Below are 22,456 nucleotides of genomic sequence, written 5' to 3'. Positions count from 1 at the left end.
CGGCCCCACCCCTCTTCTCATCGTCCAGCGCACAAGGAGGTCCGGGTCGCGTGTTCAACACCGCCTCCACCACCCCCGAGAAAATCTTGCAGATGCTCGCGGCGCTGCTGCTCTTCGCCGCGATCCTCGGTGTCATCCTCTTCATCGCCGCCAGGTTCGGCGGCAAGCGCGGCGACAAGGTCGTCGCGTGGCTCTACCTGCTGCCGACCGTCTTCCTGCTCGCGTTCGGCCTCGTCTATCCCGGGCTTCGCACGATCTACCAGTCGTTCTTCGACGCGGCCGGCAAGACCTTCATCGGCCTCGACAACTACACCACCATCTTCTCCGACAACGACCAGCTCACGGTCCTGCGGAACACGGTGATCTGGGTCGTCGTCGTGCCGTTCCTGGCCACGGCGATCGGGCTCGTCTACGCGATCCTGGTCGACCGGTCGCGCTTCGAGTCGTTCGCCAAGGCGCTGATCTTCCTGCCGATGTCGATCTCGTTCGTCGCGGCCAGCGTCATCTGGAAGTTCATGTACGAGTACCGCCCCGATCAGGGCAACGTGAAGCAGATCGGCCTGATCAACCAGATCATCGTGTGGCTGGGCGGTAAGCCGGTCCAGTTGCTCATCGAGTCACCGCTGAACACGTTCCTGCTCATCGTCGTGATGATCTGGATCCAGGCCGGTTTCGCGATGACGATCCTGTCGGCCGCGATCAAGGCGATCCCGGACGACATCATCGAGGCGGCCCGCCTCGACGGTGTGAACGCGTGGACGATGTTCCGCAACATCACGCTGCCGAGCGTGCAGCCGACAGTGGTCGTGGTGCTGACCACCATCGGCATCGCCACGCTGAAGGTCTTCGACATCGTGCGGACGATGACCGGCGGTCAGTTCAAGACGAGCGTCGTGGCCAACGAGTTCTACAGCCAGACGTTCCGGGCCGACAACCAGGGCCTCGGCGCCGCGCTCGCGGTGCTGCTGTTCATCCTGGTCATCCCGATCGTCGCCTACAACATTCGCACGCTCCGTCGTTCGGAGGCATCATGACCGCGACTCCTGTGACGACGACGCCCCCGCTGACGCCCAAGAAGGAGACGGCGGCCGGCATCGCGAAAAGGAAGCTCAGCTCGCCGTGGGCGTCGATCGCGGCGATCGTGCTGGCCGTGCTGTGGACGATCCCGACCTTCGGCCTGCTCGTCTCGTCGTTCCGCCCGGAGCGGGCGATCAAGACGACGGGCTGGTGGACGTTCTTCAGTGACCCGACGGTCACGATGGAGAACTACAAGGCGGTCTTCGGCGAGGAGGGCGGCGTCAACCTGGCGGCGTACTTCGTCAATTCGCTGATGATCTGCATCCCGGCCGTGCTGATCCCGATGGCGCTGGCCACCCTGGCGGCGTACGCCTTCACCTGGATCCACTTCCCGGGCCGCAACTTCCTGTTCATCGTGGTCTTCGCCCTGCAGATCGTCCCGTTGCAGGTCACCCTGATCCCGCTGCTCGAGATCTTCGTGAAGATCGACCTGACCGGCACGTTCTGGACGCTGTGGATCTCCCACTCGGCCTTCGCGCTGCCGCTGGCGATCTACCTGCTGAGCAACTTCATGCGCGAGATCCCGAGCGGCCTGATCGAGGCGGCCCGCATCGACGGGGCCGGGCACGTGTCCATCTTCTTCAAGGTGATGCTGCCGCTGCTGACCCCGGCCCTGGCCGCGTTCGGCATCTTCCAGTTCCTCTGGGTCTGGAACGACCTGCTGGTCGCCCTCGTCTTCGCCGGCGGCGGCGACGAGGTCGCACCGATCACCTTGCAGCTCGCCAACCTGAGCGGCACCCGGGGCACGGCCTGGCAGCTCCTCTCCGCCGGCGCCTTCGTCTCGATCGTCGTTCCGGTGGTCGTGTTCCTGCTGCTCCAGCGCTACTTCGTACGAGGTCTGCTGGCCGGCAGCGTCAAGGGCTGAAACCCGCTCCGCACCACGAAGAGGCCGCGCTCCCCACGGGGACGCGGCCTCTTCTATGCTCTTCGCCATGATCGACCCGTCTTGGATCGCCGCGCCGGCGGGCACCGTGTTCGACGTCGACGGGCGGCGTTTCGCGTACGTCCCGGGCGGCACCGTGACGGTCGGCTACGACGCGAACCGCTTCTCCCCCACCCCCGAGCAGGCCGAGGACTACGCGGCCAGCGCCGCCGAGTGGGGCCTGACCGAGGACATCCGCGCCTTCGTCGACCGGATGACCTCGCCGCCGCGCACGGTCACGCTGGCCCCGATGCTGGTCGCGGTCGAGGCGAGGGACGCCGGTCAGTACGCCGTACCGGCCGGCCATCCGGCGATCGCCGCCCTGGTCGAGCAGGACGAGAGCCGGCGCCGCCGGACCGGGCAGCCCGCGCCGCAAACCCTCACCGTCCACGGCAAAGCCACGATCGAGTTCAACCCCGACGGGACGGTCCGGCGGGCGTGGCTCAAGGACAAGCCGTCGTACGACGTCGAGGTCGCCCGGCTGGCGGAGATCGGCCAGCGGTTGCCGACGCCGGAGGAATGGGAGCACGCGTGCGGGGCCGGCGCGACGACCCTGTGGCGGTGGGGCGACACGTGCCCCCTCGACGACGACCCGTACGCGGTGCGGACCGTCCAGTACGAGCCGCATCCGTTCGGCCTCCAGATCGGCCAGGACCCGTACCGTGACGAGCGCACGGCCGACCCCGGCGTGGTCTGCGGAGGCGACGGCGGCAGCATGGTCTGCGGCGGCGCCGGAGCGTTCGTCTCCTGGCTCACCCTGGCCACGTCCTACCGGGATCCGCACCATGGCGCCGCGGTCCGCGACAACACGTACGGCCTCGACGAGATGCTGATCCGCCCGGTCATCCCGCTTGAGGCCTGAGCGGGAACTCGTCCCGCGGCCGCTCGCCGGTGATGGCCTGGCGAAGGCGGTCGAAGCCGTCGGTCAGCGCGACGCGTTCCACGCGCTCGAAGGGCGGCACGTCGACGGTCCCGGCGCCGGGTAGGCCGACCAGGACGACCCGGAAATCCGGGCGCCTCGCCTGCTCGCTGAACGCCGCCTCGAGCTCCAGCTTCTGTCTCTGCCGGCTGGTCTTGCCGCCGACGAACAGGGCTGCCGCGCGGGACCGGGCGAGGCGTTGCCGCAACCCCGGTTCCCAGGTGTCCAGGAAGCCGGACGTGTACAGGTGGGTGCACGCCAGCAGGCCCGCCTGACGCAGTTCGGCGGTGAGACTGTCGACGATGTCGCGGTTGCTGCGGTCGTAGGACAGGTAGACGTCGTAGTGCCGGGTGTACTCCTTGCCGAGGACCGAGGCGGTCGCGGCGGAGCGGTCGCGGGTCAGGTCGGCGCTGGCGTTCATCTGGCGGACGTCGGCCCGGGGCAGGCGATCCTCGCGGTCGAGCAGGGAGATGCGGACATCCTCGCAGTCGGGGCAGGCCATGTCGCGGTCGCCTCGCGCCTGCCTTCGCCGTACGAGGTCGACGGGCACCCGGTAGGCGCAACCGGGGCAGGTGAACACGCGGTCCCGCTCGACCGAACCCGGAACCGCCCTGGCCTGAAGGTGCTGGCGGACGTACTCCTCGAAGAGGAACCTGGTCTGTTCGCTGGCGCCGCCGCTGAAGTAGACGGTGAGCTCGCCCTGTCCCTCCTGGAACTGCCGGATCCGCAGCCCGCAGACTCCACCGACCCGCGCCCGGTAGTCGCTGGCGTCGCGCCACATGCCCTGCCGCTGATATTCGGGGACGTGGCCGAGGCGTACGGCAAGCGTGGCATAAACGCTTTGCACAGCCCCGTCGAACCGGAAGACGATGTCGGCCGCCTCCTGCTCGGGCGAGTCCGGCCGGTCCACCGTCAGCTGCGACGGGAAAACCAGGTCGATGCCGTCCGCGGTCGGCTCGCGCAGCACCAGGTCGTGGCGCAACAGCTCCTCGACCACCGCGATCAGCAGCAGCCGCTCCTCGGCGGCGGGCAGCCGGTCCTCGGCCGGCAGCGGGAAGCGCCCGGCCAGCGCGTCGTCCTCGGCGATGTTGCCCAGCCCGTCCGGCTGGTCCCGGGCCGCGATGACCAGGGCCGCCGCGTACGAGTCGAGCAACTCCGGCCGCAACAGCACGAAATCCCCGAACGACAGGCGCCGTACGAGATCTCGGAGCTCCAGGACCCGTACACAGGTCTCGAAGCTCGCCCGCAGCTCCTCCTCGCCGATGCCGGCCGCCTGCGGCCGGAAGGCCCGGAACAGGTCGGCGGTGGTCGCCATCTGCCGCGTGGCGGCCTCCCGCAGCACGTACGCCTTGATCGACTCGAACAGATCGCTGGAGACCGAGCGCGGCAGGGCCGACCAGTCGATCACCTCGCGGATGGCCTGGCCCAGCTCGGCGATGCCTTTGCTCTCGCGGGCGCTGGTCTCGAAGTAGCCGGCCAGCCCCAGCCCTTCGCGGACGCCGTCCACGCGCACCCGGCCGACCGGCCGGCCGCCGATGTCGGTGCGGGCGGCGACCAGGATCAGCGGCACGTCCGCCCGCAGGCGCATGGCCCGCGCCCAGTAGTGCACGCCGGCGAACGGGTCGATCTCGCTGCGCGAGTCGAACACGATCAGGGCGGCCGCCACCTCGGCCAGGTGCAACTGGTGCACGAGCCGGTAGGCGGGCTGCCCGGCCATGTCCCACAGCAGGATCTCCCGCCGCTCGACACTGCCGTCGGGCCGTTCGACCTCGCAGGTGTCGAAGGTGCGCACCTTGCGCGCGTGGGTGGAGTCGGTCGGCGCGTACGGCTCGCCGGCCAGCACCAGCCCCAGACCGGACTTGCCGACACCCGTGTCACCGAGCAGGACGACCTTGGCGTTGGCATAAGTGCGCGTCCGCTCGTCGGGGCTCTCGGTCGCGAAGAGGCGCGCGTAGTCGGCCTCGTACAGCTCGACGCCGGTGGGGTTGATGCTCCGGCGGGCGAAGACGGGCCGGCCGGGAGCGGCGGCGAGGCCGCCGACGAACTCGTGCGTCTCGCCGAGGTCGAGCCGGCCCACGGGCTGCCAGGTGTCGGTGCGCCACAGCCGCAGCGTGCCGTCCAGGCCGATGGAACAGAGCAACCGCCCGTCGGCCGAGAACTCGACGCTGAGCAGCCCGGCGGTGTGCCCTTCGAGGGAGACGGTGGCGAGATTCCGTCCGATGATCAGGATCACGGGATCCTCGCTGCCGACGGCACAGAGGCGGCCGTCCGGTGACCAGGCGGCCCATCGGAGCGGATGGTCGCCGTAGGTTCGCCCGGTCTCTTTGGAGGACACGCCGTTCTCGTGCAGGAAGAGCACCTCCGAGCCCGACGGTGACCAGAGCGCGCCCAGGGCGTAACGGCCGGACGGCATGTTGCCGATCCTCGTTCCGTCCGCGGCGGAGAAGATCTCAGCGTGGTCCTCGCCGGTCGCCACCACGATGCGGGTCCCGTCCGGCGAGAAGGAGACCACCGGGCGCAGGCTGCGGTCGGATTTGTAGGTGAAGCTCCACTCCCGCAGGGCACGCCAGCCGTTCTGGTCGACCCGCACACCGACGACCCGGTGTCTCTCGACGTAGACGAACTGGCGGGGGTCGACCGGCGACCAGGTCACCTGGAAGTGATCCTCGCGCGGGCCGCTGAAGGTGAAGGCGTGCCGCGCCTCGAAGCCGTCGACCTCCCACACGTCGCCACCGAGACCGGCCGTCGCGAGCCACCGGCCGTCGCACGACCACGCCAGCGCGGCCACGGCACGCCCTTCCGGGCTGGGCAGGAACGCCCGCCGTACGAATCCCGGCAGCTCGGTCATGCCTGCACAGTAACGATCGGCCGCCGCCGGAGCGCGACGACGGCCGATCGTCCCGTCTACGACTGGCCGCGCGGACCGTCCGGCGCCAGCGTGTCGACGAACTCGTGCGGGCCGTGCACGTCGGTGCTCAGGCTCGGGGTGCCGGCCTTCAACGTGGACACCGCGGTCTTGTCCGCCACCGCGGCCACCTTGTCGTAGGCGGCCTCGCTCAGCGCGTACGCGACCCGGTAGTCGTGCTTGGCGAAGGCGGCCTTGGCCACGCCGAGCAGGGCGTCCGCCGCGTGCAGGCGGGTGCCGGCCGGGACTGTCGCCGCGAGGCGGTTGGCCGCCTCCCAGTAGGCGGCGGTCAGGAAGCGGTCGCTGTTGTCGCGGTCGAACTGGCTGAAGTCCCAGTTCACGTCGATGTAGCTCATGATCGAGTTGTTCTCGTCGCCGGCCCAGACGTAGAAGAAGCCGCCCTCGGGCCCGTAGGCCACGCCGGTCTCGCTGTCGTAGCCGTCGTGCGGATGTGACATGCCCAGGTGATGGCCCACCTCGTGGATCTGGGTGGTGGTCAGGCCGTACCCGGACTCCACGATCTCCGGCGAGATGAAGTTGAAGACGTACGTCTGGTCGCCCGTCACGTAGTCGTCGTCGGCGAAGCCCAGCGCGGGCGAACCCACGCCGGCACCCACCGCGTAGTTGAAGACCGGGAGCTCATAGTCGACCCGGCCCTGGTCGTCCTGCGTACGGGCGAGGTTCTCCCGGTTGTAGAGGTAGAGGTTGGCAAACGCGGGATAACCGGTCTCCGGATAACAACTCTCGTCCTCGAGCAGGCCGACGTAGCAGGCCTCGGCCTTGGCGTCGTACGGAAGGTCCTGACTGTCGAAACTGAATTTGTTCCGCCACCGCAGCTCACCGAGCTCCCGAAGGAGCAACCCCGGGGTCTGGTAGCGCGTGGAGGCGTCCACGCCGGGCCATCCCTCGTACGTGTTGCTGTCGATGTTGATCGTCTTCGGCGGCTCGGCCGTGGGCAGCTCGACCGGGTAGAGCGGCGAGTTGGTCATGAGCAGGTTCAGCGCCACATAGCGCGTGATCTTGCCGAGGTCGCTGGGGAGGGCGCTCGGCGCGCGGTAGCCGCCCGCCGCGTACTCCCAGACCGGCGGCATCCGGTAGTCGGCGGCGCCGTCCCCGTCCACGTCGGCGTTGGTGATGTCGTAGTTGCCCGTCCACGACTCCGGTCCCGCCGACAAGTCGTGGAACCAGACCCGCCGGGTCCGCCCGAGCCCGGTCTCCTCGTCGTCGGCGGTCGTGCCGCCCCAGGCGATCATCTTGCGGCTGTCGCGGTTGGCCCCGAAGTCGTAGCCGGTGTCCGGATCGGGCTCGCCGGTCTTGGTGTAGACGTGGAACTTGAAGTCGGGCCGCCCGTACCAGTTGACGAAGAAGATCGTGTTGCGCCGGGTGTCCACACCCGACGGCGGGTTCAGCGCGAGCCACTTCTCCACGCTGGGCGCGTCGATCGCGTGGTTCTTCGTGATCGTCGTGGTCCGCTTCGGCTGAGCGTTGTAGGCCGTCTGAAATTCGGTCAGCGGCGCGGGTTTCGCCATTTTGGTCAACTGCGAGAAGAACCTGTTCTCGTACGATTTATCGGCGTACCGCAGCTTGTAGTCGTACGTGTAGGTGATGCCGAGTTTCTCGGTGACGCCGTACGGAAGCCGCGACCGCACCACGGGCTCGTACGTGCGGGCGAGCTCCTTGGTGAACGCCGCCCGGCCGGTCTCGTAGCCGACGAAAACCACGTTGACCGGCACCTTCTCGGTCAGGCGGGGCTGCCCGCCGGGACTGAGGAACTGATATTTGTACGACGGCGACGCCGCCCCCGCCGGGGTCGCCGAGGCACCGACGAGCACAGCGGTCAGCACAACGATGAACACGCTTCTTCGTCTCATCCCGCCACCAGACCATCAACGAAGATCGATGGCAAGCGTCACTCTTTCGGTGGTCTTTTCTTCTCCCCTCGGATCACCGCTCCGGGCTTTCCGCAGGTCGCCGCCCCGCAGCGCCGTTCTGGTGGCTTGTACCGGCCGCTATAACGGTTCGCATGGAGGCCATCGACCAGCTCGGCGACGACGACCCCGCCGCCGCCCAGCTCCTGTGCGTGTGCGCCGTCCTGCACCCGGCACCCCTTCCGGTGGACGTCCTGACCCCCGGCCTGCCCGCACTCCCCCACCCGTTGGGCGCCGTGGCCCCGTCGTCGTTGCCGGCGGTGGTCGAAACCCTGACCACGCACGGCCTGGCCGCCTCCGACCCGGGCGGCCTCACCATCCCCGACCCGGTGCGGGACGCGGTCCGGGACGACCTGGGCCCCGAGGCCGTCCGCGTCTGCCGCGCCTACGCGGGCACGCTGATCGCCGCCGCCGCACCGGCCGAGGTGGAGAACCCGGACACGTGGCCACGCTGGGCGGCGCTGGCCCCGCACCTGATAGCCGCCGACGCCGCCCACAGCACCGACCCGGCCCTGCGGACGGCCGCCCATCGCCTGGTGGCCTCGTTGCTGCACCGGGGCAAGCCGCGCCCGGCCCGCACCATCGCGGCCGAACTGCACGCGGCGTGGCGCACCGACCTGGGCCCCGACCACCCCGACACGCTGACCGTGGCCCACGAACTGGCCCGCGCCCTCCTGGCCGGCGGCGCCCTGCTCCCGGCCCGAGCCCTCCTGGAGGACACCGTCACCCGCATGATCCGGGCGCTGGGCCCCGCCCACCCCCAGACGCTGGCCACCGCCGCCACCCGCCGGGGCGCCCTCCTCCGCCTGGGCGGCGCCCCCGGCAAAACCTTGCGGCGCCGCGCCTGACATGCCAAGAAGACTCCTGACATGGGTCGCGCTAGCGGCCCTGGCCGGCTGCGGCGACGCCCCGAAGCCCCCGGCACCGATCTCCGCCGGCGTGAAGACATCACCGGCCGCGTCACCGTCTACCCCAGCATTGTGGCCGACCGCCGTAGTCGCGGCGATGCCCTCGGCGATGGTGAGCAGATACGAGGCGCGACTGGCCGACTTCTACGACGCCGCCACCCTCGAAGAGCTGCCGGTGTACATCTGCGTGACGCTGGCCGTCAACGGTCGCGAACCGTTGACCTGGCCCTACGAGGACCAGCTGGAGGGCGGCGCCGCCGCGGTCATGGCCCGCGCCGACGCCTACGACACCCAGGAGGCCGCCGGCGTGCACGTGTACGCCGACCACAGCGTCCGGGACGACGCGGAGTACGTCGACCGGCTGGCGATGGACGACACCGCACTGGTGCAGCTCTCACTCGAGCACTTCTGCCCGGAGATGGCCGAGGCGTGGAAGGACCTGCAGCCATCGGTCCGCGACGGCGCCGCCCTGCAGAAGAAGCGGAACGCCAACGCCGCCGAGGACGAACACAACCTGACCCACCCGGCAGAGCGTTTCGCCGACGGCCGCTACACCGTGGGCCGCGAGGCGGGAATGGTCCTGCCCGGCACCTACCGTCTCGAGGGCCCACTGGCCGACTGCTACTGGGAACGATCCACCGGCAGCGGCGAGATCATCGACCACAACTTCATCACCAACGCCCCGTCCGGAGTGAAGCTCACCGTCCGCTCCGGCGAGGGCTTCACCTCACGCGGATGCACCGACGACGACAAAAGATGGGAGAGAGCAGACTGATCTGGGAAGTGGGCGCCGTCGTTGTGACCCGGATTCCCGTACGTCTCTAAGGCTTGAGCGGAAGCCTCCGGGCCGACGTGATGACGTGTTCGAACCACTGGTCCCGTGGCGTGATCTCTCCATCCACGGTTCGGTAGGGCTGGACATGGCCGTCGGCGTGTTCGAGAAGGGCGTACGCGTCGGGGGCGGCCAGTTCCTCACCATGTACCAAGCGACTGCGCCACGGCGCCGGTGCGAGGTTCCAGCCGGGAGGCGGATCACGGAAGTAGAGACCGATCCACGCTGCCTGATCCATGCTCAGGTGGCGACGTCGCGGCGCAGGTACAGGGCGGCGATCCCGCCCGCCGGGATCAGGAGCCAGCACGAGATCAGGCGGTAGATGACGACTGCGGCGGCGGCTGTGGCGGCGGTGGCGCCGGCGGCCGTGAGGCCGGCTACCAGGGCTGTGTCGATCACGCCGACGCCGCCGGGGGTCAGCGGGACCTGGCGGACGATCTGGACGCCCAAGTAGATGCCGGCCAAGGTCATGACGCCTACCGGGAGGCCTACCGCCCGGCATGTCGCGGCCAGGCACAGGAGGTCGGTCAGCCAGTTGACGGTGTAGTAGAGGACTCCTGTTATCCATTCGCGGGCGCGCAAGGCGGCGCCGGCTCGCCAGGCCTCGGCGGCGGCGGTGAGCAGCTTGCGGGCGTAGACCAGGATCTTGTTGTCGGAGCGCCGGCGGCCGGAGTCGGGGCGTGGCGGGCGGTGCATCGCGCGGCGGCCGACCACGACGGCGGTGGCGGTCAGGGCGATCAGGGCGGCCACGACGATCAAGGGCTGCGGGGTGGCCAGCAGGTCGGGGTCGGTGGTCAGCAGGGCCGCGCCCAGAACCACGTAGAGCAGGGCCAGGCCGCCGATCGAGGTCAGGCCTGAGACGATCATCGAGGCGGCCGCTATCTCCTTTGTCGCGCCCGTGCGGACGTACTGGCGGCCCGCGTAACCGGCCGAGACGGCGGCGCCGGCGGGCATCGAAATGGAGATGGCGGTGCGGGCCAGGGTGACCGCAAGAGCGAAACGGGCGCGGATGCGTACGCGGAAGGCTCTCAGCAGTTGACGTTGTTGCCAGGCGAAGGCGCCCAGCGAGACGGCCTGCAGGGCCACCGCCAGCGTGACCCACCAGTAGTCGGCGCCGGTCAGGGCGCCCAGGAAATCGCGGGGATCGGGGAACCGGCCGCGCAGGCCGTAGGCGGCCAGGGCGAGCGCGGCGACGAGGATCAGCGGCAGGCGCAGGCGCGGCCACCAGCGCCTGCTGACACCGGCGGCCGGGGCCGCGGGGTCGGGCCGCAGCTCAGACCGGGTAGGAGACACGGGCCGATCCTGGCAAACGCGATCAACCCGCGGCTACCTGCTGTGATCTAGTCGCCGGAGAAGCCGAAGAAGTAGAGCTCACCGGGCAGGCCGTCGTCGCCGTGCAGGACGGCGACCCGGCCGATCCACCGATGCTCGGCCAGGTCGTCGATCGCCTTGACGTGGGCCCGGGTCAGTTTCTCGACGCCGGCGACGGCCCGGGCCTCGGCCGGGGTGACCGGGACGATCACGCCGTACTCGGGTTCGCCGTAGCGCTGGACGGCCTCGTGGAACGGGATGGTGGGATCGTCGGCGTACGGAAGGTAGCCGTACCGTGGCTCCTCGCCGTCGTTCAGGACCCGGTCCATGTCGAGGATCGAGTGGGTGCCCGACTCCTGGACCGCCTCGTCGTCCCACAGTTCGTCCATGGTCCGCGGGCGGTTCGGATAGTCGGCGGCGGACTTGCCCATTTCGCCGGGGACGGCCCACCAGTAGTCGCCCTCGTCGAAGACCGAGCGCTGAAGGGCCTCGAAAGCCGCGTTCAGGTCGGGTCGGTAGTCGGTGTAGTAACTCCAGCCGGATGCGCCCACGGGCGGAAACTGTAGATCATGGGAGCGGGGCGGTGCCGCCCCGCTCCCAGTCAGCGCCTTCAGCAGCGGCCGAGGTCCTGCCACTGGTCGGTCCAGCCGGGCTCGGAGCCCTGGGTCCAGTACTTGGCGCGCCACAGGTGGACGCCGTCGCCGGACTTCGGGCCGCTGGGGTCGCCGTAGCGGCTGCGCTCGTGCTTCACCAGGTTGCCGCTGGTGTAGACGGAGCCGACCGCCCAGGCCGGGGAATCAGCGCAGTTGGTCGCGGGCGGCGGCGTGGTGGTGGGCGGAGTCGTCGGAGGAGTTGTCGTGGGAGGCGGGTTGGAGCACGTGCCCGTTCCGGCGACCGTGTCGACGAACGTGTTGCCGGCGGTGCGGTAACCCGAGGCCCGCGAGGTGGCCTGCGACGGCGAGAGCACCTGGTTCTTGGCGAACAGGACCCAGTCGACCTGCTCGATGTACGTACTCAGGCCGCCCGTGTGCGTCGCCGTGTCGATGAACCACAGGTTCCAGTTGATGGTCATCGTCTGGCGCGGGTAGTACTTGCCGGAGTGGTCACCCACCTGCACGCCGTCGATGAAGTAGACGATGTGCCCGTTGGCGACCTGCGCCACCAGCTCGTGCCAGCCGTCCAGGCTCGAGCGCTGCTCAGAATGCACGTTGTCGGCGAACCACGGCTCGTTCCGATAGGTGTACCAGCTCGTCTGGTAGTTGATCGGGCCGGTCTCGCCCCAGCCGCCGTTCGGCAGATATTCGGAGATGTCCAGCTCGCTGTAGGTCGGGTCCATGTCGCCGTTGAGCGGGCTGATCGTGAAGAACGTCTGGTTGATGTGGTCGCCGTCGTTGCCGCTGACCGGCGTGTCGGTGAACCGGATGCGGGTGGCGTAGGTGCCGTCGAGGTAGCGCTTCTGCGTGGAGTAGAGCTCGGCGTGGTTGGTGCCGGCCCCGGTGCCGTCGGTCGAGGCGGTCAGCTGGAGCACCTTCTGGCCGCCGGACGTCGGGAACGTGATGTTGTTGGGTGACCAGTTGGCGCCGGGCACGCCCGGGCCTCCTTGGTAGCTGCGCGGGGTCCAGCCGTTGGCGGTCAGCGCCGGGTCGGCCGACGTGCTGTAGTGGAAGTCGTCGAAGAGGTAGCCGCAGTCCGCGGCCTCGGCGGGTCCGGAGGAGAGGGCGACAGCGCCCGCTCCGGCCAGGACCCCGGTCAGAATTGCCGCCAATCTTTTCTTGAGCATGGAGATGGACCTCCTGATAAACGGGGGGATCACGTAACCGTGCCGTTCGTACGCGGTATCTCCAGGCGGAAATACCGGGCTTATGCCGTACGGCGGATGCGCCCGGCATACCGGGCTTCCACCGCCGCGTTGTGCTCCTTACCGCCGGGCACGTTGTCCGACAGGTAGACCGGCGGTGTCACGCCCGCGGCGAGCAGGCGGGCCACCACCTCGGTGACGATCTGCTGGGCCAGCAGGGCCGCGGTGATCGACGAGACGGCGCCCACCGCGCCCCCGCCGGGGAGCGGAAGGACGGCGTCACCCTTGGGGGCGCCGTTGTCGAGGACCACGTCGGCGATCTCGCCCAGCTTGCGCCCGCTGGGGTGGCGGGAGCCGACGCCGGCCGAGTGCTCGGCCGAGGTGATCGCGATCAGCCGGTGGCCGCGCTCCTTGACCAGCAGCGCCATCTCGACCACGGCGCCGTTGATGCCGGAGTTGGAGGCGATGACGAACGCGTCGTCCGGTTTGACCGGGGCGAGCTCGTACAGCCGGTGGGCGATGTCGGTGCGCCGCTCGACAGTGGGGTCCTGCAGGACGGAGAGCGGCTCGCCGCCGTACAGGACGACGTCGCGCAGCGCGATCCGGTTGCTGGGGACAAGGCCGCCGGCCCGCCCGGCGAGCTCCATGGCCAGCGCCTCGGAGTGGCCGCACCCGAAAGCCTGGATCACACCACCGGCCCGTACGGAATCGGCCAGGATCTCCGCCGCCAGTCGGACCCGCTCCACCTGGCCGGTGCCGACCCGCGCGATCGCGGCCTGGATCTTCTCGAGGTAATCGCTGCTGGTCAGGCTCACGGCTGTCCTTTCGCACGCCCGCGCTTGCGGGTGGGGTTCTTCTCGGGCAGGCGATGGGCGTCCACCGCGCGGACCGTCACTTCGAGGGCTTCGGCCGTACGCTCGTACGTGCGCTGGGCGACGGCGACGTAGATGAGGTCGAGCACGAGCAGTTGCGAATGCAGCGCGGAGAGCGCGGCCAGGCGGAACGTGGTCTCCTGCACCGCGGTGGTGAAAACGACGTCGGCCACCTCGGCCAGCGGCGACCGCCCGAAACTGGTGACGGCGACGGTGAGCGCCCCGTGGTCGGCCGCCTCGGCCAGGGTCTCGATGACCTCCCGCGTACGGCCGGAGTGCGAGAGCCCGATGGCCACGTCGCCCGGCAGCAGTAGGGCGGCGTTGGTCAGCGCGGTGTGCGAGTCGGTGCGGTGCCAGACGGGCACGCGGATGCGCTCGAGCCGGAACGCCATCTCGCGGGCCGCCGTGCCGCTGCTGCCGAGCCCGAAGATCTCCACCCGCTGGGCGCCCGCGATGGTCTGCGCGACCCGCTCGACGGCGGCCACGTCGAGGCCGGCCGCGGTGCTCTGGATGGCGCGGGTGTCGGCCGCGGTGACCACGCCGAGCACGTCGGTGAGCGGGTCGCCGGGCGCGATGTCGCCCGAGATGTCGGTCTCCCAGCGGGCCTGCTCGGCGCGCCCGGTCTCGGTGGCGATGGCGACCCGCAGGTTGGCGTAGCCCTTGAAGCCCAGCGTGCGGCTGAACCGGGTCACGGTCGCGGTCGAGGTGCCGGACCGCTCGGCCAGGTCGACGATGCTGGCGTGGGCCGCCGTCTCGGGATCGGCCAGGATCGTCTCGGCGATCCGCGCCAGGGCCTCGGGCAGTTGCTGCCCCTCGGTCCGCAGGCGCCCCAGCAGGCCACCGCTCTCACCGCTCACGTCGGTCATCCTTTTCATCGTTGCCGTCTGCCGATGAAAATTACGACCGTGGAGCCGTCTAGTCAATAACTGTCTTCTATGTTTCGATCGGCGGAGGGAGATGGGATTCGAGCCGGAGGACAACATCGGCCATGTCGACCCCGAGATGGGTCACAGCGATGATCAGTTGACGAACGATGAGACGGAGGCGCTCTTCGGGCAGGCGGTGCGCGTTGACACTCAATGAATCCAGCACCAACTCGACCACCTGCCTACTCGCAGCAGGTAGGTCCAGCACGGCGTAGGCCGCGTCTCTGTAGGCCTCGTCGAGCTCGCCCGGCGCGACCGCCAGCCACATGCGGATCAGGGTGTGCGCCACCGAGGAGTGGCGTCCCTCGACCGACGCGGAAAACTGGGTCAGCGCCGACGGGATCCGCCGGATCAGCGGCTCCAGCGCGTGGAGGAGCAGGTCGTCACTGAGATGGTTGGTCAACTGCATGGAACGAAGCGCGGCCGGCAGTTCGACGCTCGCCGGGAAAGGCAGTTCGCCCCGTGCGTGCTCCCGGCCGTTGATCCAATAGACGTTCGGTGGTTCCGGGAGGTCTCTTGTCCAGTCCAGGGCCAGCTCGAGGACCATGTCACGGCGGCCGTCGCGCCAGTCCCGGGTGACTCTGAGGACCTCCATGGCGTCCATCCACATGGTGCCGGGGACGGCCGCCTGCCATTGCAGGGCCGAGTTGCGCAGCCACGCGGCAGGATCGGGAGTGCGGCTGAACAGGTCCGACGCGCGCAGTTCGCCGCCGCAGGCCAGGGTCAGGATCATCAGGTTGTACGAGTAGGTGGCCATCCAATGGTCGACGCGTTTGCCGATCGGGCGGTAGCGGCTCTCCGTGTACTGGGGCCGGGTCACCGCCTCGGCTGTGCGGCCGGCCAGCCATGCGCGGAGCCGGTCACGGTCGGTGCGTGCCAGCAGGCCGGCGATGAACGGCAGCACGGTGGCCCGGGCCGTGATCGGCGTGAATCCGAGCAGCGCGCGCAGCAGGTCGTCGTCGTTCTGGGCACCCAAGCGCATCGGCAGGGTGCTGGCCGACTCGCGCGCCTCGGTGTCGCGCACGGCCTGCACGACCAGCCTCGCCACCAGGTACTCGCCGAAGGTCGCGTGCAAGAACTCGTACGTCTGAAGCGTTTGACTGTCCTGCACGGCCTGAGCCCGCTGGATGAAGAAGAACCGGCCGACCATCTCCTGACCGGCGGTGAGAGGGCTGCGGAAACCCTCGGTGCGGCCGGGCCGCGAGGGGCTGAGGCCGAGGCCGGCGAGGTCGTCGTCGAGCTCGCGCTCGGTGACCCAGAGCCGCAGCCGGTGGAACATCGCGAAGGCGACCACCGACAAGCGCAGAAGCTCCTGCTGGACGAGGCCGGGCATGGCGGCGTCGGGTTGCCCGGCGTGCAGGCGGCGCACCTCCCGTTCCGCGAAACTCGTCAAGAGCCGCTCGTAGAGCTGCCCGTCGTCGAGGGTGGCGGCGCCGTCCTGGAGCGCGTGGTCGGTGGCGTCGTAGAGGGCCAGCATGAGCAGCAGGAGAGGCTGCTCGGCGAGCGCGCGGAACCGGAGCACGACGTCGGCGGTGAGCGGCGTGAGCCGGGCGTTGGTCCGGTTCCAGACGGTCAGCCAGCGCCCGACCTGCTCGTCGTCGAACGGTTCGAGCCGCACGGCGAGCGCACCGGCCGGCAGGCGGGCCCGGTCGGCGACGGCGACCCGGGTGGTGACGAGAACCGCGACCGGCCGCCCGAGCACGGCCTCCCGCTGCTGGAACTGGGCGACCTGCTGAAGATAGTCGGACTGGTGCAGCCCCGTGGCCTGAAGGAGTTCGTCGAAGCCGTCGAGAAGGATGACCGGCAGCGCCTCGGCGGCGTCCCGCGACAGCTCGGCCCACGACACGGTCTCGCCGATCTCGCGGCGCAGCGCCAGCTCGACCTGGTCGCGCACGTCGGCCTCGGCCGGCACCTCGCGCAGCGGCACCCGGCAGGCGAAGAAGTCCCCGGCCGGCAGCCGGGCGGCGAGGATCCGCGTCAGCGACGACTTGCCGGCGCCCGGCTGCCCGAGAAGAAGAAGTGGCGCCTCGGTGGCCTGGGTGGTGGTGAGGTGGGCGGCGAGAAAATCGGCGAAGTCGTCCCGAACCTCGGCCTCGCTCCACCATTGCTCGTCGGCCGGGCGGCCGCCCGGCCCGGCGGCCCGCACCCGGTAGCGCGGATCGAGATAGGCGGCGCCGAGCGCCGGCAGAAGAACGTCGCCGGCGTCACCGCCGAGCACGGGCCGCTCGAGATCGGCCCGGTAGGCCCGGGCCAGTGCGTCCCGATGCCGCCCCGGGTCCCGTCCCGAGGTGGCGAGCAGCAGCAGATCTTCCAGCCGCTGGAGGCCGCGGGCGGTGGCCGGCGGGCCCGGCCGGGTGCCCCAGAGCGCGAACTCGGGGATCTCCACCGCGAGCCGCCGCTGCACAGCGTCAAAGCGAGCCAGCGCGCGCCGGCCGAGATCGGGCACGGCACGATCCAGAGGCGTGAACCAGGATCGAAGTTCGCTGTCGTACGGCTGATCCGGCCCCGGAAGCGGCACAGGAGCCGGCAGAAGTCGCTCGGCACCCTCAACGGCCCCCGCCGCGCCCAGCTCCTCGAAGAACGCGGCCACGACCAGCACGACATGGGCGGCTTGAAGGCGAACGCTGCGGTCGTGGCGCCCGAGACCGCGTACGGACTCAGCAATCCCACCCGCCACCAGCCCACCATGCCGGACCACAGCGGCCCGAACGTCAAGCGGCCCGGCGTCCTCCCCGAACGGCACCGGCCCACCGAGAATCGCGACAGCGTCGGCATAGGTCAGACGAGAGGGCATCGCTCCATGATGGCGTAGCCGTCCTGTACCTGCGCCACGACGCCGTCCACCCCTGACCGACAGTCGTGGCGCAGGCTCTCCAGGGCCTCGCTAGAGAAGATGAAGCGCGACGTCGTAGGCGCCGTACGCCTCGGGAATCCGGGTCACCACGACGGCACCCATCTCCCGAGCCTCATGCACGACCTGACCCACCATGATCGGCCCGATGAGCGCGGGCTGCATCGGATAATGCTCCAGCCGCGATGAGGCGACGTTCCCGGCTTCGAGCGCACCGAACCACGTCAGGGTCTGCTCGTTGAGGCCGGGGACACGGAAGAAGTGCGACCAGATCTTGTCGGGGTATCGCAACGCCGCCTGCGCCTCGGCCACCGCGAGGGCAGGCATGGTCAGGCTCTCCTCGCCCACCTGGGCATTTTCCAGGAGCTTCATCAACTTCGGATGCCCCGCGAACATCTCAACGACTGCGGAGGCGTCGAGAATGCGCGGCGGACGGGTGGCGATCATGCGGCTTTCTCCGCGTTGCGGCGGGCGATGATTTCGGCGAGTCGCGCATCCGCCGCGTCTTGCTCGGCCTGGAACGCGTTCCACTCCTCTCGGGTCCAGGGGCCGGGCTCGGGCAGGCCGACCGCCGCGGCGAAATCCTTGACGACTTGGGACGGGTAAATGAATTCAGGGGTGTCATCAACCATGCCGGGGATAGTAGCGGGACTAGTAGTCCCTTGACATCCACCCGTACGAGTGAATTCAGGTCGTCAGGCTCCACAGCACCCGCGATCCCCGCACAGCCAGCGCCACTCGCTCGCCCCCGGCCGGGGAACCGAAACGGTGGACGGCGTCGCAGGATTGGTTGCCGGCCCAGCCGTACGTGACCGGAAGCGCCCCGAGCCGCCGCCGGAGGTCGTCGTTCCACACGGGCTACTCGAGGCCCTCTCGGGAGATCGGGGGGCCGACCTGGAAGTCGCGGAAGGTGGCCTTCAGGCCGGCTCGCTCGGGGGAGCAACACATGACCCCCACCTCGACCGTGGCGGGGAGGTTCAGGTGGCCCAGGCGCAGCAGCTGCCATGGCGTTTCGCCGGTGCGGTAATGGACCGCCAGCGCCTCGCCGAAACGGGTCACGCGCATGGCTACCTCGCCGGTGAAGTCCGGGACCGGTGTCATCGAGACGTCGGAGAAGTCGCGGGTCAGGACCGTGCTTATCTGTACGGCTCCTGACGTCACCTCCAGGCCCGTCTTCAGCCAGTTGCGCTCGTCGGCCCGGACCATCAGGCCGGCCTGGTCGAAGCGGGTGGTGTGCTCGGCCGAGACGATGGCCTCGGCGGTGAAGTCGCCGGTCGCGGGCTGGTGGTAGAAGTGGCCGTTGCCGGTGGTCCAGCCGTAGAAGGTCGCGCGCCAGAAGTCGGTCCTCATCTCGGTGGTCGCCTCGATCACGCCGCCCTGCGCCGACCACACGCTCGGCTCGTTCAACCACTTCATGGTGGCGAGCATAAATCGGATGCGGGCGCCGCGCGGGCCCGGCATCATGCTCACACGCAACGCCGACAGGAAGGAGGGTGCCGTGATTTCCGCACGCATACCGATGCCTGGGAGGCTTCGTTGTTGTTCCGCACCATGGCCGAGGGAGATCTCGGCCGCGTTCTGACACTTCTCGACGACCCGGCTCGCTTCGAGCGCTTCCTCGAGACCGGCAACTACCGTCGTGAGTGGACCTGGCTCGCCGTCGACGGCGACGAGATCAAGGGTGTCGCCGTGTGGTGGGGCTTTCCCACCAGTGAGCGGCCGCTCGCCCTCGACACCCTGCGGGCCGCGCCCGATCTCCCCGACCCGGCCGGGCTCTGGGCCGCGCTGATCCGTCAGGTGCCGCCACCGTTCGAGTACCACATCTTCACGCTGCCGGGGCACGAGAAGGACCCCGACGTGACCTTGCGCCTGGCCGCCGCCGAGATGGCCGGGCTCGGTGACGTCAACGAGCGGCTGCGCTATCAGTGGACGTCCGGCGATCCGCTCCCCCGGCGCTCGGCCCGGCTCACCTTCGCGCCGGAGCCGGACGACGAGAAGGTCGCGGCGCTCTTCGCCGCGATCTCGGAGAACAGCCTCGACGTGGCCACCCGGGAGGGTGTCGCCCGGCTGGGCGCTCTGGAGCACGCCCGCGAGGACGTCGCTCTGTACAGGCAGATGCGCGGCCCGCGTGACCAGTGGCGCGTCGCCTTCGACCAGCGGGGCCGGGTCGTCGGGGTGGCCCTGCCCAGCGCCAACGACGGCGGCCCGGTGGTCGGCTTCGTGGGCGTCGTGCCGGAGCAGCGCGGCCACGGCTACGCCGACGACCTGCTGGCCGAGATCACCCACATCCTGGCCGAGGAGGGGGCGACCACGATCCGCGCCGACACCGACAAGGGGAACAAGCCGATGGCCGCCTCCTTCGAGCGCTGCGGCTACCAGGTCTTCGCGATCCGGATCGTCGCGTCGATCTCGCTCAGTGAGGTCACAGGCTACTGAGCGCAGACTCGAAGTCATGACGGATGGGGTGCGGGTGCCGCCTCGCTGGATCGTCACGAGCGCGTGGCGGGTGCATCGGGGGCTGTACCGCGCGAGCGGTGGCCGGTTCGGGTTGCGGCGGCCGCGCCCCGGCCGTTATGGGATGTTCCGGCTCACCACGGTCGGGCGGCGCAGTGGCCGGGAACGCAGTGTCATCCTGGCTTATCTGGAGGATGGCCCGTCGATCGTCACTCTCGCCATGAACGGCTGGGGTGACGGCGAGCCGGCCTGGTGGCTCAATCTGCGGGCGCGCGAGACGGCGTACATACGGACGCCGGACGGCGAACGGACCGTGACCGGACGCGCAGCGCTGGGCGCGGAACGCGATCGTCTGTGGCAACGCTGGCGTGAGCTCGATCCGAGGCTGGACGAGTTCGCGGCGCTGCGGGCGACGGAGACGGCGGTCGTCATCCTAGAAGCGCCAGCAGGCTCACCACCCGCGGATCGGTGACGGCCGACGGCTGATGCACCACGTGATAGGTGACCGGCGGCAGGTCCTTGACCGGGATGCCGGCCAGGCCGCGCGGCACCGGCACGCAGCCGTTGACGATGGCCAGGCCGGCCCCGAGGGCGACGAAATGCGTGATCAGCGGCCAGCCCTCGGCCTCCACCGCCACCGTCCACGCGGCGCCGGCCGTGCGCAGCGCCTGCTCCAGCATGATCCGTTGCGGACGGTGCTGCGGCGGCACCACCAGCGGCTCCCCGGCCAGGTCGCGCAGCCGGACCGAGCGGCGCCGGGCCAGGCGATGACCCGACGGGACGAACAACATCTGCGGAAAAGACGCCAGTTCCCGTACGGCCAGATCGGGCGGCAGCACGTCGAGGACGCTCACCCCCACGTGGGCCTGCCCGCCCCGGACCGCCGCCAGCATCTGCCGGTGGTCGCAGTTGATCAGACGCAGTGGTGTGGCCGCGAGCGCCGCCTGGATCGCGTCGCCGAGCAGGTAGAGATACGCACCCTGGCCCGCGGCCAGCACCACCGGCCGCCGCTCGGGCGCGCCCGCGAACTCGGCCAGGAACGACGCCAGCCGCTCGTCCTGGCCGCGGGCGAAGCGCGCGACCGCCTCCCCGTCCGCGGTGAGCACCAGGCGGCGGCCCTCGCGGCGGTAGAGCGGGCGGCCCAGCGACTCCGACAGCTTGCGGATCTTCACGTGCAGGGCGGGCTGCGAGATGTGCAGTTCCTCGGCCGCGCGCGTGAAGTTGAGGTGGGCGGCGAACACGGCGAACGCCGTCAGGTCCATAGCGCAGGACTATAGCCGGACCCCGATAGATAGTTCTGCTCTAGCACGACAGCACGCACGCTGAGAGGCATGAGAAACCTAGGCGTGGACATCGGACGTGTGATCATCAACGGCGACACCGAGTTCTTCAGCGGCGACACCGCCACGATGCTGGCGACACCGGCCGTGCCCGGAGCATTCGAGACCCTGCGAAGTCTCGTGCCGCTCTTCGACGACGTGTGGCTGGTCTCGAAGTGCGGCGAACGGGTCCAGCGGCGCACCCGGCAGTGGCTCGACCACCACGACTTCGACGCGCGCACCGGCATCCCCCGCGACCACGTGCGCTTCTGCCTGAAGCGGCCGGAGAAGGCGATCCACTGCGCCGAGCTCGGCGTCACCCACTTCATCGACGACAAGCTCGACGTGCACCAGGCGCTGCGCGGCGTCGTGGAGCACCGCTATCTCTTCGGGCCGCAGCGGCTCACGCCTCCCGCATGGGTGACGCCCGTGAAGGACTGGACGGAGCTAAGCGCCCGGATGGACGACGACCTTCACGCCCGTACGGGAAGAGGCCGTTGACATGGCATTTTCGACGTCGCCGAGCGGGAACGCGTGGGAGACCAGCGGTTTCAGCTCGACCAGGCCCCGCGCGGCGAGGTCGATGGCGCGGGGATAGACCTCGCCCATCCGCCGCACCATCACCAGCGTCAGGCCCTTGCGCCGGGCGGGCGCCGCGCTGAACGTCGTCCGGTCGCCGTCCGGGATGCCGACCAGCACGACCCGCGCGCCCGGCCGGGCCAGCCGCAACGACGCCTCGACGGCACCGTCCGATCCGGACACTTCGAAGACCACGTCGGCCACGGCCTCCGCGCCCGCGGGCTCGGCGCCGAGGCTTTCCGCCGCTTTCTGCCGATGAGGCAGAGGATCGCTTGCGAGTACGCGTGTAGCGCCACCCAACCGTGCGAGCTGCACGAGCAGCAGGCCGATCGGGCCGCACCCGATCACCGCCACCGTCGACGCCATGCGCAGATGGCTGAGGTCCATCGCGTGCAGGGCGACACCGAGCGGCTCCAGCAGCGCGCCCTCGTCGTCGGAGAGCCCGTCCGGCAGCCGGTGCAGCCGGTGCGCGGGCCAGGCCATGAACTGCCGGAGGCCGCCGTCGCAGTCACCGTGCCCGGCGAAGACGATCCGCGTGCACAGGTTCGGATATCCGGCGCGGCACTCCTCGCAGGTCTCGCACGGGACGGCCGGATCGATCGCCACCCGGACGCCGTCGTCGGCCCCGCCACGGATGACACCGGCCATCTCGTGGCCGAGCACGAGCGGGCGCGGCAGCACGGCGTCGCCGATGCCGCCCTCGGTGAACCAGTGCAGATCGGAGCCGCAGATGCCGACCGAGGTCACCTCGACGAGCCGCTCACCGTCACCCGGAACGGGACGGTCTTCCTCATGCAGCCGGATCTCGCCGGCACGGTGGAGACGGGACACGATCACGACCCGACGCTAACACCG

The 22,456-nt window shown here is 69.9% G+C and carries 22 protein-coding genes; 8 read left to right on the top strand and 14 right to left on the bottom strand.

The features are described 5' to 3' along the window. Positions 1-92 precede the first annotated feature (92 nt). The 3 genes from ACQP2X_RS22790 (at position 93) to ACQP2X_RS22780 (ending at position 2,861) form a co-directional block, all read left to right on the top strand. A complete protein-coding gene (locus ACQP2X_RS22790; RefSeq protein WP_498701004.1) occupies positions 93-1,034 on the top strand; it encodes a carbohydrate ABC transporter permease in 942 nt (313 codons plus the stop codon). After that, positions 1,031-1,942, top strand: coding sequence for a carbohydrate ABC transporter permease (locus ACQP2X_RS22785; RefSeq protein WP_498700059.1), 912 nt, complete (start codon positions 1,031-1,033; stop codon positions 1,940-1,942). The genes ACQP2X_RS22790 and ACQP2X_RS22785 overlap by 4 nt, the downstream gene beginning before the upstream one ends. A gap of 67 nt (positions 1,943-2,009) precedes the next feature. Beyond that, positions 2,010-2,861, top strand: a complete 852-nt coding sequence (locus ACQP2X_RS22780; protein WP_498700058.1) for a hypothetical protein — start codon at positions 2,010-2,012, stop codon at positions 2,859-2,861. On the opposite strand, the gene ACQP2X_RS22775 is transcribed toward ACQP2X_RS22780, so the two are convergent. Next, a complete protein-coding gene (locus ACQP2X_RS22775; RefSeq protein WP_498700057.1) occupies positions 2,842-5,766 on the bottom strand; it encodes a hypothetical protein in 2,925 nt (974 codons plus the stop codon). The genes ACQP2X_RS22780 and ACQP2X_RS22775 overlap by 20 nt on opposite strands. Positions 5,767-5,822: 56 nt before the next feature. Next, entirely contained in the window at positions 5,823-7,694 is a 1,872-nt protein-coding gene (locus ACQP2X_RS22770) for a hypothetical protein (protein ID WP_498700055.1), read from the bottom strand. A gap of 152 nt (positions 7,695-7,846) precedes the next feature. On the opposite strand from ACQP2X_RS22770, the gene ACQP2X_RS22765 reads away from it, so the two are divergent. Beyond that, positions 7,847-8,599 (top strand): tetratricopeptide repeat protein, encoded by a 753-nt coding sequence (locus ACQP2X_RS22765; RefSeq protein ID WP_498700053.1) that lies wholly within the window; start codon positions 7,847-7,849, stop codon positions 8,597-8,599. A 169-nt stretch (positions 8,600-8,768) separates the two neighbouring features. Further along, on the top strand, positions 8,769-9,434 hold the full coding sequence (locus ACQP2X_RS22760) for an Rv1352/Rv1906c domain-containing protein (RefSeq protein ID WP_498700051.1): 666 nt from the start codon (positions 8,769-8,771) through the stop codon (positions 9,432-9,434). A 297-nt stretch (positions 9,435-9,731) separates the two neighbouring features. On the opposite strand, the gene ACQP2X_RS22755 is transcribed toward ACQP2X_RS22760, so the two are convergent. The 10 genes from ACQP2X_RS22755 to ACQP2X_RS22710 form a co-directional block, all read right to left on the bottom strand. Further along, entirely contained in the window at positions 9,732-10,784 is a 1,053-nt protein-coding gene (locus ACQP2X_RS22755; protein WP_498700049.1) for a lysylphosphatidylglycerol synthase transmembrane domain-containing protein, read from the bottom strand. Between the two features lie 47 nt (positions 10,785-10,831). Then, entirely contained in the window at positions 10,832-11,353 is a 522-nt protein-coding gene (locus tag ACQP2X_RS22750; protein ID WP_498700048.1) for a hypothetical protein, read from the bottom strand. 59 nt (positions 11,354-11,412) lie between these two features. Next, positions 11,413-12,582, bottom strand: a complete 1,170-nt coding sequence (locus ACQP2X_RS22745) for a glycosyl hydrolase (protein WP_498700047.1) — start codon at positions 12,580-12,582, stop codon at positions 11,413-11,415. An 80-nt stretch (positions 12,583-12,662) separates the two neighbouring features. Then, positions 12,663-13,415: a sugar isomerase domain-containing protein gene (locus ACQP2X_RS22740; RefSeq protein WP_498700045.1), complete on the bottom strand. Its 753-nt coding sequence runs from the start codon at positions 13,413-13,415 to the stop codon at positions 12,663-12,665. Continuing rightward, positions 13,412-14,338 (bottom strand): MurR/RpiR family transcriptional regulator, encoded by a 927-nt coding sequence (locus ACQP2X_RS22735; protein WP_498700043.1) that lies wholly within the window; start codon positions 14,336-14,338, stop codon positions 13,412-13,414. The genes ACQP2X_RS22740 and ACQP2X_RS22735 overlap by 4 nt, the downstream gene beginning before the upstream one ends. 67 nt (positions 14,339-14,405) lie before the next feature. After that, a complete protein-coding gene (locus ACQP2X_RS22730; protein ID WP_498700042.1) occupies positions 14,406-17,192 on the bottom strand; it encodes an NACHT domain-containing protein in 2,787 nt (928 codons plus the stop codon). Between the two features lie 90 nt (positions 17,193-17,282). After that, entirely contained in the window at positions 17,283-17,696 is a 414-nt protein-coding gene (locus tag ACQP2X_RS22725; RefSeq protein WP_498700039.1) for a hypothetical protein, read from the bottom strand. After that, complete coding sequence (locus ACQP2X_RS22720) at positions 17,693-17,881, bottom strand: hypothetical protein (RefSeq protein ID WP_498700037.1); 189 nt, start codon at positions 17,879-17,881, stop codon at positions 17,693-17,695. The genes ACQP2X_RS22725 and ACQP2X_RS22720 overlap by 4 nt, the downstream gene beginning before the upstream one ends. A gap of 55 nt (positions 17,882-17,936) precedes the next feature. Continuing rightward, positions 17,937-18,104, bottom strand: coding sequence for a hypothetical protein (locus ACQP2X_RS22715; RefSeq protein WP_498700034.1), 168 nt, complete (start codon positions 18,102-18,104; stop codon positions 17,937-17,939). 3 nt (positions 18,105-18,107) lie between these two features. Next, entirely contained in the window at positions 18,108-18,665 is a 558-nt protein-coding gene (locus ACQP2X_RS22710; RefSeq protein WP_498700032.1) for a DUF1349 domain-containing protein, read from the bottom strand. A gap of 123 nt (positions 18,666-18,788) precedes the next feature. On the opposite strand from ACQP2X_RS22710, the gene ACQP2X_RS22705 reads away from it, so the two are divergent. Together ACQP2X_RS22705 and ACQP2X_RS22700 are read left to right on the top strand one after the other, a co-directional pair. Beyond that, positions 18,789-19,685, top strand: a complete 897-nt coding sequence (locus ACQP2X_RS22705; RefSeq protein WP_498700031.1) for a GNAT family N-acetyltransferase — start codon at positions 18,789-18,791, stop codon at positions 19,683-19,685. Positions 19,686-19,701: 16 nt separating this feature from the next. Next, positions 19,702-20,175 (top strand): nitroreductase family deazaflavin-dependent oxidoreductase, encoded by a 474-nt coding sequence (locus ACQP2X_RS22700; protein ID WP_498700030.1) that lies wholly within the window; start codon positions 19,702-19,704, stop codon positions 20,173-20,175. Here ACQP2X_RS22700 and ACQP2X_RS22695 read toward each other — a convergent pair. After that, positions 20,132-20,965, bottom strand: a complete 834-nt coding sequence (locus tag ACQP2X_RS22695; RefSeq protein ID WP_498700029.1) for a LysR family transcriptional regulator — start codon at positions 20,963-20,965, stop codon at positions 20,132-20,134. The genes ACQP2X_RS22700 and ACQP2X_RS22695 overlap by 44 nt on opposite strands. An 84-nt stretch (positions 20,966-21,049) precedes the next feature. Between ACQP2X_RS22695 and ACQP2X_RS22690 the strand changes: the two genes are divergently transcribed. Continuing rightward, positions 21,050-21,523 carry an HAD family hydrolase gene (locus ACQP2X_RS22690; protein ID WP_498700027.1) on the top strand — a complete coding sequence of 158 codons (474 nt, stop codon included), beginning with the start codon at positions 21,050-21,052 and terminating at the stop codon, positions 21,521-21,523. Here the strand turns inward: ACQP2X_RS22690 and ACQP2X_RS22685 are convergent. Continuing rightward, a complete protein-coding gene (locus ACQP2X_RS22685) occupies positions 21,470-22,438 on the bottom strand; it encodes a zinc-dependent alcohol dehydrogenase (RefSeq protein ID WP_498700025.1) in 969 nt (322 codons plus the stop codon). The two genes, ACQP2X_RS22690 and ACQP2X_RS22685, sit on opposite strands and share 54 nt — an antisense overlap. Between the last annotated feature and the right edge of the window lie 18 nt (positions 22,439-22,456).

Source organism: Actinoplanes sp. CA-131856 (genome assembly GCF_050956135.1).
Taxonomy (GTDB): domain Bacteria; phylum Actinomycetota; class Actinomycetes; order Mycobacteriales; family Micromonosporaceae; genus Actinoplanes.
This window is presented reverse-complemented; position numbering and strand designations above follow the sequence as displayed.

Excerpts from the sequence above, each read along its gene's own strand:
- ACQP2X_RS22790 (WP_498701004.1), top strand. The coding sequence starts at position 93 with ATGCTCGCGGCGCTGCTGCTCTTCGCCGCGATCCTCGGTGTCATCCTC.
- ACQP2X_RS22785 (WP_498700059.1), top strand. The coding sequence starts at position 1,031 with ATGACCGCGACTCCTGTGACGACGACGCCCCCGCTGACGCCCAAGAAG.
- ACQP2X_RS22780 (WP_498700058.1), top strand. The coding sequence starts at position 2,010 with ATGATCGACCCGTCTTGGATCGCCGCGCCGGCGGGCACCGTGTTCGAC.
- ACQP2X_RS22775 (WP_498700057.1), bottom strand. The coding sequence starts at position 5,766 with ATGACCGAGCTGCCGGGATTCGTACGGCGGGCGTTCCTGCCCAGCCCG.
- ACQP2X_RS22770 (WP_498700055.1), bottom strand. The coding sequence starts at position 7,694 with ATGAGACGAAGAAGCGTGTTCATCGTTGTGCTGACCGCTGTGCTCGTC.
- ACQP2X_RS22765 (WP_498700053.1), top strand. The coding sequence starts at position 7,847 with ATGGAGGCCATCGACCAGCTCGGCGACGACGACCCCGCCGCCGCCCAG.
- ACQP2X_RS22760 (WP_498700051.1), top strand. The coding sequence starts at position 8,769 with ATGGTGAGCAGATACGAGGCGCGACTGGCCGACTTCTACGACGCCGCC.
- ACQP2X_RS22745 (WP_498700047.1), bottom strand. The coding sequence starts at position 12,582 with ATGCTCAAGAAAAGATTGGCGGCAATTCTGACCGGGGTCCTGGCCGGA.
- ACQP2X_RS22735 (WP_498700043.1), bottom strand. The coding sequence starts at position 14,338 with ATGACCGACGTGAGCGGTGAGAGCGGTGGCCTGCTGGGGCGCCTGCGG.
- ACQP2X_RS22730 (WP_498700042.1), bottom strand. The coding sequence starts at position 17,192 with ATGCCCTCTCGTCTGACCTATGCCGACGCTGTCGCGATTCTCGGTGGG.
- ACQP2X_RS22725 (WP_498700039.1), bottom strand. The coding sequence starts at position 17,696 with ATGATCGCCACCCGTCCGCCGCGCATTCTCGACGCCTCCGCAGTCGTT.
- ACQP2X_RS22720 (WP_498700037.1), bottom strand. The coding sequence starts at position 17,881 with ATGGTTGATGACACCCCTGAATTCATTTACCCGTCCCAAGTCGTCAAG.
- ACQP2X_RS22710 (WP_498700032.1), bottom strand. The coding sequence starts at position 18,665 with ATGAAGTGGTTGAACGAGCCGAGCGTGTGGTCGGCGCAGGGCGGCGTG.
- ACQP2X_RS22700 (WP_498700030.1), top strand. The coding sequence starts at position 19,702 with ATGACGGATGGGGTGCGGGTGCCGCCTCGCTGGATCGTCACGAGCGCG.
- ACQP2X_RS22695 (WP_498700029.1), bottom strand. The coding sequence starts at position 20,965 with ATGGACCTGACGGCGTTCGCCGTGTTCGCCGCCCACCTCAACTTCACG.